Below are 13,052 nucleotides of genomic sequence, written 5' to 3' on the forward strand. Positions count from 1 at the left end.
CGGGAGGCTGTCATGGACATCGCGCAGGAAGGCCTTGGCGTGTCGGCCGAGGAAACGCTTGACCCCGCCGACTGGGCCGATTTGCAGGCCTTCTCGCATCAAATCATCGACGATGCGGTGGACTACCTCCGTGAGGTGCGCGAGCGCCCCGTTTGGCGGGAAATGCCCGGCGAGGTGCGGGATCTTTTCACCGCACCCCTGCCGCGCTCGCCGGCACCGCTTGCCGTCGTGTACGGAGAGGTCTCCCGCACCGTTATGTCCTATCCCATGGGCAACATCCATCCGCGCTTCTGGTCGTGGTACATGGGGTCCAGCAACTTCACCGGCGCGCTCGGCGATTTCCTCGCGGCGATCCAGGGCTCCAACCTGGGCGGCGGCAACCATGCCGCCGGGCTGATGGACGGCCAGGTGGTGAACTGGTGCAAGCAGATGCTGGGCTTTCCGGCCTCGGCCTCCGGCACGCTGGTCAGCGGCGGCTCGATGGCCAACATCATCGGGCTGACGGTGGCGCGCAACGTCAAGGCCGGCATCGACGTGCGCGAGCACGGCGTCGCCGCGATCGAGAAGCCGCTGCGCTTTTATGGCTCGGACCAGATCCATTCCTGCCACCGCAAGGCGATGGAAGCGCTGGGCCTCGGCAATCGGGCGCTGCGCCGCATCCCGACGGATGCCGGACTACGGATCGACATATCGGCCTTGCGCACGGCGATCGTCGAGGACCGGGCAGCCGGGTTCAAGCCGGCCTGCGTCATCGGCAATGCCGGCACGGTCAACACTGGGGCGATCGACGACCTGCGGGCGCTTGCCAAACTCGCTCACGAGGAAGGCCTTTGGTTCCATGTCGATGGCTGCATCGGCGCGCTGATCGCCATCGCCCCGCAAAATGCCCACCGCGTCACCGGCATCGAATGGGCAGATTCGGTCGCGCTCGATCCCCACAAATGGCTGCATTCGCCCTTCGAGGTAGGCTGTGCCCTGGTCAGGGACGCCGCCGCGCACCGCCGGACATTCGCGGTGACGCCGGAATATCTGGAATCGACGCCGCGCGGCCTCGCTTCCGGCGAATGGCTACACGATTATGGTCTGCAGACGTCGCGCGGCTTTCGCGCCTTGAAAGTGTGGATGGCGCTGAAGGAACATGGTGTCGAAAAGTTCGGCCGCCTGATCGACCAGAACATCGCGCAGGTCTCCTATCTGGCCGGGCTGATCGAGGCCGAGCCTTCGCTGGAACTGGCGGCAGCGCCGACCATCAACATCGTGTGCTTCCGCTACCAGCCCGGTTTGGCGGGCGAAGCGCTGAAGGCGCTCAACACCGAGATCATGCTGCGGTTGCAGGAGCAAGGCATCGCGGCGCTCTCCGACACCACCGTGCATGGCGGGCATTGGCTGCGTGTGGCGATCACCAACCATCGCACCCGACGCGACGATCTCGATCTGCTGGTGCGTGAACTGGTGAGGCTCGGGCATGAGATCACGGCACAGGGCCACGTGTCTTCCTAGTTCCCGGCCGCCGTGCGAACCTGCCCGCGATGATTCGAGGGAGGTCGGCGGTGACGCTGTTTCGCATGCTTGCGCTGGCGGCACTGGTCCTGGCCAACTCGGCCGAGGCCGCCGACATGGCCTTTTTCGTCAAGAACCTGCGCAAGGAGGGGGTCGCGGTCGAGCTGTTCAGCCGCGATCGCGAAACCGTCTGGCCGGGCAACGACAAGGTGTTCCTCGTCGATCCAGGCTCGCGGAAATCAGTGCCGATCTCCTGCAACCAGGGCGAACGCATCTGCTATGGCGCCTGGGTCGATGGCAATGACAAGATTTCCGCCGGCGTCGGGCCAGACAACGACCAGCCTTGCGATACCTGCTGCTTCATCTGCGTGGAGCACACGACCGAAACCATCGACCTTGTGCCGTAGCGGCGCTTCGGTGCAGGAGCCAACCCGGTGCGTCAGTCCGGAAGGCCGGCCTTGCGAAAGCCATCGACGAAGTGCTCGCGCGTCGCGTCGTCGCGGAAGGGCTCCGTCCAGACCCAATGCCGGGTCGTGAAATGCGGGTTGCCGACGAGGAACAGTTCTACCTCCGTGCGCGCCTCCTCGAGCCGACCAAGTTGCGCAAGGCTTGCCGCAAGGAAGCGGCGTGAGCTCGTGCGGTAAGTCTCGTCCCGGCGCAGCGTCTCGACGGCGGCTGCGTAGTCGCGCGCCGCGTATTGCGCCTGGCCGAGCGTCAGGTAGTACCAGCTCGGTGGAAACGGGTTCAGCCGGAACGCCTTGCGGATTTGCTCCAGGGCCTCCTCGACCCGCCCGGCCAGGGTCGTTATATCGGACAATGTCGCCCAGGCATCGGCCTCGTTCGGGTCGAGTTCGAACGCCCTGGCGAATTCGGCATCCGACTCCGCGAACTTATGCTCATAGGCAAGCAAATTGCCGAGCACCCAGTGGCATCCTGCATCGTTGGGATCGATCGCGACCGCCTTGCGCGCCAGCTCCAGGGCAATGCGGCGGTTAGGGTCGATCGGCTCGCCCCAATGCACCCATCCCATCCAGTGGTTCATGGCAAGCCAGCGATAGGCCTCGGCGTAGTGGGGATCGAGCGCAACCGCGCGCGTCAACATCAGATGCGCTTCCCGTGCGGTCTGCGGCGAATCATCGATCAGCTTGCGCGCCCGCACGCACAAGTCGTAGGCGTCGAGATTGGTGGGCCGGTTGCGTGGCGGCGGCGCGCGCAGCCGGCCAAGCAATGCCTCCACGATCTTGGCGGTCACCTCGTCCTGGACGGCAAAGATATCGTCCAGGCCGCGGTCGAAACGTTCCGCCCATAGATGGTCGCCGCTCGCCGCGTCGACCAGCTGCGCGTTGATGCGTACCCGCCCCGCATCGCGCCGCGCGCTGCCCTCCAGCAGATAACGAACGCCGAGTTCCCTGGCGATCTCGCGCACGTCCATTGCCTTTCCCTTGTAGGCGAAAGTCGAATTGCGCGCGATGACAAACAGGCCGGAGATCCTCGACAGGTCGGTGATCAGGTCTTCGGTCAAGCCGTCGCAGAAAGAGTCCTGCCCGGCATCGTTGCTAAAATTGACGAAGGGCAGCACCGCTATGGAAGGCTTGTCCGGCAGCGGCAAGGGTTTTGGCTTGGCGCCGGCGAGCTGTTCGACGGCCCCCGTGAAGCGATAGCCGACGCGCGGAACGGTCGTGATCCATTCCCCGCCTCCTTCACCCACAATGCCTGGCGGGCCGAGCAGCTTGCGCAACTGCGCGATCTGGACGGTGAGGTTGCCTTCCTCGACGGCCGTGCCGGGCCACGCCGCGTCCATCAGTTCGGCTTTTCCCAGGATTTCGCCGGGTTTTGCGACGAGCGCCGCAAGCAACTTCAGCCCCCGATAGCCGACGGCCACGGGATCGTCGTTCCTAAGCAGCGTTCCCGCGCCCGGATCAAGCACGAACGGACCAAAGGCGAAGCGCTCTCCCTGCATGGGCGCATCTATAGAGCAATTCCGGGAAAAGTGCGAAGCGGTTTTGCCGGGAAACGCGTGGCTAGCTCTCCCCGAGAGTGACGTCAAAACAAAGAGTTATCGCAAGTTTGGAACTTTTGAGAACTATTTGGGAGGGCTTAATTACGGCGCCGCTCATATCCTGCAGAATTCAATCTCTTTCCGGGTGAGGTCCACGGTTCCCCGACGGTGTCGGACCCGCAAGCCCAATGGAGGTTGCCCCAATGGAGGTTGCCATGAACAGTACAATCACATCGATCCAGCATCGGGCAGTGCGGCCGGGTGTGCCCGTCCAACGATCGTCGCATCCGCGCTCCCTGCGAAGCATGGTGGCAAGCTGGCGCGAGCGGACACGCTTTCGCTGGGACCTCAAGCGACTATCGGAGGTCAGCCCGCATTTGATCGATGACATCGGCATGACGACACGACAGGTCGAAGCAGAGATCGCCAAACTGCCATTCTGGCAGCGCTAAGGCGAAAATGCCGCGACGATTTGGAGGGGATTGCCGAGCATCGTGCCTTTAGCATCCGCCCGCGTCATGTCATGATCCTGCATCGGCCGTGGGGGCCGATTCTACATCGGGGGTTTCCATGTCCTTCACATCCGCGCGCCGGCTCGCCGCCGCGTTTTCGCTTGCCGTCCTGTTTGTACCAGCCGCCCATGCCGGCGACGTCACCTTCGCTGTCAAGAACAGCCATCCCAACGCGATGCGCCTCGAACTCTATAGCCAGGACCGCGACTATGTCTGGCCGGGCGATGGCAAGGATTTCTATCTCGACGACGGCGAGACCAAGTCGTTGCCGATATCCTGCAACGAAGGCGAATCGATCTGCTACGGAGCCTGGGTCGATGGCGATGAGGGTACCTATTGGGGCGTCGGTCCCGGCAACAAGGAAAAATGCGAGGATTGCTGCTACACCTGCAGCGGCGGCGAGACCGAGGAGATCGATCTGGTCCCCTGACCGGTTTGCCAGCTTGACGGTTTTCCTGTTCGAGCCATAGCTTGGCCATGCATGCCGCCCAAAACCGGTTCGCGGCTTTGGCGCAACGACATGCATGGAAACAAGACCATACCAAGGGCACGCCGCGCCTGTGCATTCAGACGCGGCGTACTCCAGGCAACAGGAGCATCGCGATGGCCGGCACGGTCGAGGGTGAAAAAATCGACGTCGGGTTTTCCGGCAAGCGCTGCATCCACTCGCGCAATTGCGTGCTCGGCGACCCGCATGTCTTTGTGCCCAATGCGCCGGGCCAATGGATCCATCCCGATGCGGCCAGCGTCGAGAAGATCGTCGCGCTGGCCGAGAACTGCCCCTCGGGCGCCATCACCTATGCGCGCAAGGATGGCGGCCCGCGGGAAAAGCCGCCCGTGGTCAACACCGTGCGGCTGCGCGAAAACGGCCCGCTGGCGGTGCATGCCGAGATCGTGCTTGGTGCCGAGACGTTTTTCCGCGCCACGCTTTGCCGCTGCGGCGCCTCGCAGAACAAGCCGTTCTGCGACAACAGCCATATCAAGGCGGGCTTTGCCGCCACCGGAGAACCGGCGCTGAAGGACACGCCGGCGCTGGAGGTCCGCGACGGCCCGCTGCGGGCGACGCCGACCACGAACGGCCCGCTCAAGCTCGAAGGCAATGTCGAGATCGTTACCGGCACCGGCCACACGGTCGACCGCACCACGAAGGTCTTCCTGTGCCGCTGCGGCCACTCGGCCAACAAGCCGTTCTGCGACGGCAGCCATAAGAAGGTTGGGTTCGTGGGATAGGTGGGTAGCCAATCTCCCTCTCGGGGGGAGATGTCCCGCGGGACAGAGGGGGCGCCTCTTGCCAACCTTTCAATATGTTCTCCACCGCGCCAGTGCCGCGTCCCTTGGCCCATCTCTCCCGGCTTTATCCGCAAGCCGGTATCGGCTAAGGGCAGGCAACCAAACAATCTGCCCGGACTTTCGCCCAAAATGACCGCCAAGACCAAGCCCGCCCCTCTCTTCCTCGGCATCGACACCGGTGGCACCTACACCGATGCCGTGTTGTGGTCCGAGACCGAAGGTCCGCGGGAGGGGCCGAGCAAGGGCAAGGTGCTGGCCAAGGCCAAGGCGCTGACCACGCGGCATGATCTGGCCGTCGGCATTTCGGGCGCCGTCGATGCGGTCCTGGAAAAGGCGGGCACCAATCCGGCCGACATCAAACTGGTCTCGATGTCGACGACGCTCGCCACCAATGCGCTGGTCGAGGGCCAGGGCGGCCGCGTGGCGCTGGTCATGATCGGCTTTTCCGAGGCCGATCTTGCCCGCGATGGTTTGAAGACGGCACTCGGCACCGACCCGGTGGTGTTTTGTGCGGGCGGCCATGATGTGCACGGCAGCGCCGCCAAGCTCGACCTGTCCGGATTGGAGGCGATGCTGCCGGAACTCGGCGTGTCGGTGTCCGGCTTTGCCGTATGTGCCTATTTCGCCACCCGCAACCCGGCGCACGAGATCGCCGCCCGCGAGCTGATCCGCGACAGGACCGGCCTGCCGGTCACGGCGAGCCATGAGCTATCGGCCAAGCTCGGCGGTCCGCGCCGGGCGCTCACGACGCTGCTCAATGCCAGGCTGATCTCGATGATCGACCGGCTGGTGGCGGCGACCGAGGGGTTCCTTCAGGCCCGCAACATCGCCGCTCCTTTGATGGTGGTGCGCGGCGATGGCGCACTGGTTTCGGCGGCGTTTGCCCGCCAGCGGCCGATCGAGACGATCCTCTCCGGTCCCGCCGCCAGCCTGGTCGGCGCCCGCCACATGACCGGGTTCGACAACGCGGTGGTCTCCGACATTGGCGGCACCACCACCGACGTGGCGGTCCTCGATGGCGGCCGGCCGCGGCTCGATCCGGAAGGCGCCACCGTCGGTGGTTTCCGCACCATGGTCGAGGCGGTCGCGATGCGCACTTTCGGCCTCGGCGGCGATTCCGAAGTGATGCTGGAGGATGGCGCGCTCAATCCGAAAATTCTGCTCGGGCCGCGCCGCCTGGTGCCGCTGGCGCTGTCCGGCATGGCGCATGGCGAGGCGGTGACCGCGGAACTCGAACGCCAGTTGCGCGCGCCCAACACAGGCCGCATGGACGGCCGCTTCGCGGTCCGCACCGGCGTGCCGGACAGGCTCGCCGCGGGGCTGACCGCCCCGGAGGCAAAGCTCTACGAAGCAATCGGCGCGACGCCGCTCGCCCTCGACAGGCTGCTGACCTCGAATGCCCAGAATGCCACGCTGAACCGCCTGGTCTCGCGCGGGCTGGTGCATATCTCGGGCTTCACCCCGTCGGACGCCGCGCACGTGCTTTGCAAACAGGCGAACTGGGATGCCGCCGCCGCCCGGCTTGGCGCCGAACTGTTCGCCCGCAGGCGCGATGGCCGGGGCCAGGCGATCGCGGCCTCCCCGGAAGCGATCTCGGAACGGGTGCTCTTGACCCTGACGCGCTGGTCGGCCGAATACATCCTGGAGACCGCTTTTGCCGAGGACGGGCTCGACGGCGCGGCGACGGTGGCGCATGCGCTGGTGCAGCGCGCCGTCGATGCCCACCCCGGCATCGCCCGCCTCAGCGTCGCGCTCGACCGGCCGGTCATTGGGCTCGGCGCTTCGGCGCCGCTGCACTATGCCGGCCTGGCGCCCTTGGTCGGGAATGACTGCGTCGTGCCCCGGGATACCGACGTCGCCAACGCGCTTGGCGCCGTCGTCGGCCAGGTCAGGGTTTCGGCGGAGGCCCGCGTCAGCCAGCCCACGGAAGGCCTGTTCCGGCTTGCCTCGGGTGAGACGGTGCGCGATTTCCTCGACGAGACGGCGGCGATCGCGGCCGCCGAGGCCGATGTGCGGGCGATTGTCGCCCAGCGGGCTCTTGATGCCGGCACCGACAGTGCCGAGATCGACGTGGCGACGGAGTTCCGGGTCTCGACTGTCGAAGCGCAGCGCATGTTCATCGAAGCGCATATCGTGGCGGTGGCCTCGGGCAGGCCGAGGATAGCGGTGTGAGGAGAAGAGCCATCTCCCCCCTCGTCGGGAAGATTGGCTAACCGCCCAAAATGCCCCACCTTCACCCTAAGCTGAATTGACCCTGCACCCCCTGACATGCCAAACGCCCCGCAACGCCTTTCATCTGGAGTAGCCTGATGACCGATCGCATCGAGATCGCCGGATTGCGCATTGCCCGCGAGCTGCATGACTTCGTCGTCGACCAGGCTTTGCCCGGCCTCGGCATCGAAGCGACGCGTTTCTGGGACGGGTTCTCGGTCATCGTCCATGACCTGGCGCCCAAGAACCGGGCGCTGCTGGCAAAACGCGATGCCATGCAGGAAAGGCTCGATGGCTGGTATCGCGACAATGGCGCGCCCATCGACATGGACGCCTACAAGGCGTTCCTGAAGGTGATCGGTTATCTCGTGCCGGAAGGGCCGGCCTTCAGCGTCTCGACCGACAATGTCGACCCGGAAATCGCGGTCGTGGCCGGACCGCAGCTGGTGGTGCCGGTGATGAACGCGCGCTATGCGCTCAACGCCGCCAATGCACGCTGGGGCTCGCTCTATGACGCGCTCTATGGCACGGACGCCATCCCCGAAACGGATGGCGCCGAGAAGCGCAAGGGCTTCAACGCGGCGCGCGGCGCCAAGGTCATCGCCTGGGCCAAGGATTTTCTCGACCAGTCCGTGCCGCTCACCTCCGCAAAATGGGCAGGGGTCAACGGCCTGTCGGTCGCCAACGGCGCCCTGAGGCTCAGCGCCGGCGCCGGCTCGACGACGCTGGCCGATCCCAGCCAATTCGTCGGTTATCGCGGCGACGCCGCCAATCCGCAAGCCGTGCTCCTGGTGAAAAACGGGCTGCATGTCGAGATCGTCATCGACCGCGACAACCAGATCGGCCGCACCGATCCGGGTGGCATTGCCGACGTCATCCTGGAATCGGCGCTGACCACCATCCAGGACTGCGAGGATTCGGTCGCGGCCGTGGATGCCGAGGACAAGGTCGTCGTCTACCGCAATTGGCTCGGCCTGATGAAGGGCGATCTCGCCGAAGAAATCAGCAAGGGCGGCAAGAGTTTCGTCCGCAAGCTCAACCCCGACCGCGCCTACATCGCCCCAGCCGGCGGCACGGTGACCGTGCCTGGCCGCTCGTTGATGCTGGTGCGCAATGTCGGCCACCTGATGACCAATCCAGCGATCCTGGACCGCGACGGCGACGAGGTGCCGGAAGGCATCATGGACGCGGCGATGACGGCCCTGATCGCGCTGCACGATGTCGGGCCGAAAGGACGGCGGATGAACTCCCGCGCCGGCTCGATGTATGTCGTGAAACCCAAGATGCATGGCCCGGAGGAGGTCGCCTTCGCCGTCGAGATGTTCGACCGTGTCGAAGCCCTGCTCGGCATGGCCCAGAACACCATCAAGATGGGCATCATGGACGAGGAGCGGCGCACCACAGTCAACCTCAAGGAAGCGATCCGCGCCGCGAAGGAGCGCGTGGTGTTCATCAACACCGGCTTCCTCGATCGCACCGGCGACGAGATCCACACCTCGATGGAAGCCGGCCCGATGATCCGCAAGGGGGACATGAAACAGGCCGCCTGGATTTCCGCCTATGAGGCCTGGAACGTCGACACGGGCTTGGAATGCGGGCTCGCCGGCCATGCCCAGATCGGCAAGGGCATGTGGGCGATGCCCGATTTGATGGCCGCGATGCTGGCCGAGAAGATCGCCCACCCCAGGGCCGGCGCCAACACCGCCTGGGTACCGTCGCCAACGGCGGCGACGCTGCACGCCACGCACTATCACAAGGTCGATGTCCATGCGGTTCAGGCCGCGCTGAGGACCCGCCCGAAGGCGAAGCTCGACGACATATTGTCGGTGCCGGTGGCCGTGCGGCCCAACTGGACGCCCGACGAGATCCAGCGCGAACTCGACAACAACGCGCAAGGCATTCTGGGCTATGTCGTGCGCTGGATCGACCAGGGCGTCGGCTGCTCCAAGGTTCCCGACATCAACGATGTCGGGCTGATGGAAGACCGCGCCACGCTGCGCATCTCCTCGCAGCACATCGCCAACTGGCTGCGCCATAAGGTCTGCTCGGAAATCCAGGTGATGGATTCCTTGCGGCGCATGGCGGCAATCGTCGATCTGCAGAACGTCGGCGACCCGCTCTACCGGCCGATGGCCGCCGACTTCGAAAAGTCGATCGCCTTCCAGGCCGCCTGCGACCTGGTGTTCAAGGGAACAAGCCAGCCCAACGGCTACACCGAGCCGGTGCTGCACAAGCGGCGGCTGGAGCTGAAGGCCCATCAAGGGTAGGACGATGTCGCGTTGAAAGAGTTTGGAGCGCCGACTGGATGTCGCCGGTCCGCGTCGGCGAAGACGGCGGCGTCAGCCCAGCGGCAATGTCGTGCCGAAGGCGGCAGGCTCTTATGGCTGGATACGGTTCCTTTGCTTTTTTCAGCTAGTGCTGGCTGGAAGGCTACGGAGCATTGGCATGGCCAACACGATGGCGATCGAAAAGAAACTGTTGAATTCCGTCCATGACCGGGCGGTTTTCCAGCGCCGCGTGCGCGTCCTGTCTCAGCGGCTGGCCGACGAACTGGGCCCGGCCGGCACCGTTCTCGATCTTGGCTGCGGCGACGGCTCCATCGCCAAGGCGATCATGGAAAAAAAGCCGGGGCTGACGTTTCGCGGCATTGACGTGCTGATCAGGCCGCAAACCCATATCCCGGTCGAACTGTTCGATGGCGGCACCATTCCCGCCGCGAATGGCTCCTATGACTGGGTGACGATCGTCGATGTGCTGCATCATGCCGACCACCCGGGCCATCTCGTGCGCGAGGCGGCCCGCGTGGCGCGCAAGGGCGTTGTCATCAAGGATCACCTGCGCCAAGGCTTCGCGGCCTACCAGACGCTTCGTTTCATGGATTGGGTGGGCAACAAGGGGCACAATGTTCGCCTGCCTTACAACTATCTCTCCAAGGCGGAGTGGGACGCCGTTTTTGCCGCCGCGGGTATCACACCCCGCACCTGGCGTGAGAAGCTGTCGCTCTATCCGTTCCCGGCCAGCGTGTTTTTCGACCGTCGCCTGCATTTCATCTCGACCTTGCGATAGGCAAGGCGGACAGGCTGTTGACAGCTTCATTGACGGGCGCCGTGAAGGTGGGGTGCATGCGTGTGCTGCCGCGGGCAGGCCCTACGCCGCCTGCGCCACGCGCTCCGAACTCATGCGATAGGAAATCGCTTCGGCCAGATGGATGCGGCCGACAGCTTCGCTGGCGTCGAGATCGGCGAGCGTGCGCGCCACTTTGAGCACCCGGTGGTAGGCCCGCGCCGAAAAGGCGAGTTTTTCGCTGGCATCCTTGAGCAGCGACAGGCCGGCGGCGTCCGGCATGGCGATCGTTTCGATGACGGCTGGAGAACAATGCGCGTTGGTGGTGGCGCTGTTGACGCCGAGCCGCTCGAAACGCTCACGCTGAATGGTGCGGGCACGCGCCACCCGCAGCGCCACGTCGGCGCTCTTTTCCGCCCGGTCGGGCCGGATCAGGTCGCTGGCCGAGACCGCCGGCACTTCGATCCTGAGATCGATGCGGTCGAGCAGCGGACCTGAAATACGCGCCTGGTAATCGGTGCGGCAACGGTCGCCGCGCAGGCAGCGATAACCCGGTTCGCCGGCCATGCCGCAGCGGCACGGGTTCATTGCCGCCACTAGCTGGATGCGGGCCGGATAGGTGACGCGATGGTTGGCCCGTGCGATCATGCAGTCGCCGGTTTCAAGCGGCTGGCGCAGCGCATCGAGCGTCTGCGGCGTGAATTCGGGAAACTCGTCGAGGAACAGCACGCCGTGATGGGCAAGCGACACCTCGCCCGGCCGCGCGCGCAGGCCGCCGCCCACCATCGCCGCCATCGAGGCCGAATGGTGCGGGGCGCGGAACGGCCGCCGGTCGGTCAGCTTGCCTTCGCCGAGTTCGCCGGCCACCGAGGCGATCATCGAGACTTCGAGCAGTTCCTTCGGCGCCAGCGGCGGCAGGATCGACGGCAGGCGCTGCGCCAGCATCGATTTGCCTGAGCCTGGCGGACCGATCATGAGCAGATTGTGCCCGCCGCCGGCCGCCACTTCCAGAGCCCGCTTCGCTGTCTCCTGGCCCTTGATGTCGGCAAGGTCGGGCAGGTCGCGTGCCGCCGCGCGGATGCCGGCCTCCGGGCGCGACAGCACCTGCGTGCCGCGGAAATGATTGGCGATCGCAATCAGGCTGCGCGGCGCGAGAATGTCGAATTCCCGCCCTGCCCAGGCTGCTTCCGGCCCGCAAGCGAAGGGGCAGATCAGCCCTTTGCCTTCGCCATTGGCGCCGATTGCCGCCGGCAAGGCACCGGCAACGGCGGTGATCGTACCGTCGAGCGATAGTTCGCCCAGCACGACATAGCCAGCCAGCATGTCGCCCGGAATGGCGCCAAGGGCCGCCATCAAGCCGAGAGCGATCGGCAGATCGTAGTGGCTGCCTTCCTTCGGCAGATCGGCGGGCGCCAGGTTGACGGTCACCTTCTTCGACGGCATCGACAGGCCCGACGCATGCAATGCCGCCTGCACCCGCTCGCGGCTTTCCGCCACCGCCTTGTCTGGCAGGCCGACGATATGCATGTTGACCTTGCCGGGCGCGATCATCACCTGCACATCGACCGGCACCGCCTCGATGCCCTGGAAAGCGACCGTACGAACCCGCGCCACCATTGTCTGCCCCCGATGCCGGCTCGCCCTTGCCCTTGTGAACGGGCCGCGAGTGACGTCAACGCAAGACAACCACGGATTTCAGCCCAAGGCAAGAACATTACAGGAACAAAGTAGAGTAAACGCATGGCTCGCGCCCGATCATGACGGCCTCATCGCCAAGAAGGTGTTCCAGCCCTGCTCATTTCTACCGATGCGGAAGCTGTGGCTGAGAAGCTCCATGCCGGCGGCCTCGATGCGCGCCGCGAAGGCGTCCCTACGCCAGTCGACGCTATGGTACTTGCCACCCGTTTCGCCGTCACCATCTCGCATCGAGACGACGAAGGCACCGCCTTGGCGCAACGAACGCGCAATCTTCTCCAGAACTTGGTCGATCTGGTCGCGAGGCACATGGATCAGCACGGCGAGCGCCACCACCGCGTCGTAGGGACCGCCAAGCTCGTCGGTGATCACGTCGAGGAGTTCGCCTGCCTTGCCGCGCGCGGCCTGCAGTTCGAGAAAGCGTCGTGTGCGTCGGTCCGCCGGACCTCGACCCCAAGGGCCTCCAGGAAGTCCGCGTCGCGGCCCGGGCCGGATCCGATTTCCAGGATGCGGCCGCCCGCTCCGGCGATCGCCGCGGCGCGCTCGAGCGCGGCCCTGTCGTTCGGGTGAGGAACATGCCCAACGATCTCGTCATAATGGACCGCATAGTCCTCATACGACTCTATCGTCCGACGGCTTTGGGCCAGAACCTCTGCCGGTATCTTCATCGTGTTCTCCCATCGGTGTGTGTCTGACGGATTTGGTCAAATCGAGAACATCACGCGAACTGGCAGTTTGCGCCGGTTGCAGCCGGGTGGCGTCCGGTTGCAAAAGCGGAACAT

At 65.2% G+C, this 13,052-nt stretch carries 10 protein-coding genes and 1 pseudogene; 8 read left to right on the top strand and 3 right to left on the bottom strand.

What is annotated here, in order from left to right:
* Positions 1-12: 12 nt before the first annotated feature.
* Both ACVWWD_RS08480 and ACVWWD_RS08485 read left to right on the top strand, forming a co-directional pair.
* Entirely contained in the window at positions 13-1,500 is a 1,488-nt protein-coding gene (locus ACVWWD_RS08480) for a pyridoxal phosphate-dependent decarboxylase family protein (protein WP_457103017.1), read from the top strand.
* Between the two features lie 50 nt (positions 1,501-1,550).
* A complete protein-coding gene (locus tag ACVWWD_RS08485; RefSeq protein ID WP_023772047.1) occupies positions 1,551-1,907 on the top strand; it encodes a hypothetical protein in 357 nt (118 codons plus the stop codon).
* A gap of 32 nt (positions 1,908-1,939) precedes the next feature.
* On the opposite strand, the gene ACVWWD_RS08490 is transcribed toward ACVWWD_RS08485, so the two are convergent.
* Positions 1,940-3,460 (bottom strand): winged helix-turn-helix domain-containing tetratricopeptide repeat protein, encoded by a 1,521-nt coding sequence (locus ACVWWD_RS08490; protein WP_023781963.1) that lies wholly within the window; start codon positions 3,458-3,460, stop codon positions 1,940-1,942.
* A gap of 254 nt (positions 3,461-3,714) precedes the next feature.
* Between ACVWWD_RS08490 and ACVWWD_RS08495 the strand changes: the two genes are divergently transcribed.
* The 6 genes from ACVWWD_RS08495 to ACVWWD_RS08520 all read left to right on the top strand — a co-directional run bounded on the left by ACVWWD_RS08495 (position 3,715) and on the right by ACVWWD_RS08520 (position 10,578).
* A complete protein-coding gene (locus ACVWWD_RS08495) occupies positions 3,715-3,951 on the top strand; it encodes a hypothetical protein (RefSeq protein WP_023772049.1) in 237 nt (78 codons plus the stop codon).
* A 118-nt stretch (positions 3,952-4,069) separates the two neighbouring features.
* Positions 4,070-4,441 carry a hypothetical protein gene (locus tag ACVWWD_RS08500; protein WP_023772050.1) on the top strand — a complete coding sequence of 124 codons (372 nt, stop codon included), beginning with the start codon at positions 4,070-4,072 and terminating at the stop codon, positions 4,439-4,441.
* 173 nt (positions 4,442-4,614) lie between these two features.
* A complete protein-coding gene (locus tag ACVWWD_RS08505; RefSeq protein WP_352546331.1) occupies positions 4,615-5,241 on the top strand; it encodes a CDGSH iron-sulfur domain-containing protein in 627 nt (208 codons plus the stop codon).
* Between the two features lie 189 nt (positions 5,242-5,430).
* A complete protein-coding gene (locus ACVWWD_RS08510) occupies positions 5,431-7,473 on the top strand; it encodes a hydantoinase/oxoprolinase N-terminal domain-containing protein (protein WP_457103018.1) in 2,043 nt (680 codons plus the stop codon).
* A gap of 137 nt (positions 7,474-7,610) precedes the next feature.
* Positions 7,611-9,779, top strand: coding sequence for a malate synthase G (locus tag ACVWWD_RS08515; protein ID WP_352546333.1), 2,169 nt, complete (start codon positions 7,611-7,613; stop codon positions 9,777-9,779).
* Positions 9,780-9,957: 178 nt separating this feature from the next.
* Positions 9,958-10,578 (top strand): class I SAM-dependent methyltransferase, encoded by a 621-nt coding sequence (locus ACVWWD_RS08520; RefSeq protein WP_352546334.1) that lies wholly within the window; start codon positions 9,958-9,960, stop codon positions 10,576-10,578.
* Positions 10,579-10,659: 81 nt separating this feature from the next.
* On the opposite strand, the gene ACVWWD_RS08525 is transcribed toward ACVWWD_RS08520, so the two are convergent.
* Together ACVWWD_RS08525 and ACVWWD_RS08530 are read right to left on the bottom strand one after the other, a co-directional pair.
* On the bottom strand, positions 10,660-12,192 hold the full coding sequence (locus tag ACVWWD_RS08525) for a YifB family Mg chelatase-like AAA ATPase (RefSeq protein ID WP_023772055.1): 1,533 nt from the start codon (positions 12,190-12,192) through the stop codon (positions 10,660-10,662).
* Between the two features lie 138 nt (positions 12,193-12,330).
* Positions 12,331-12,938: pseudogene (locus ACVWWD_RS08530) on the bottom strand (class I SAM-dependent DNA methyltransferase).
* Positions 12,939-13,052: the final 114 nt, after the last annotated feature.

This window comes from Mesorhizobium sp. URHB0026 (assembly GCF_054059755.1).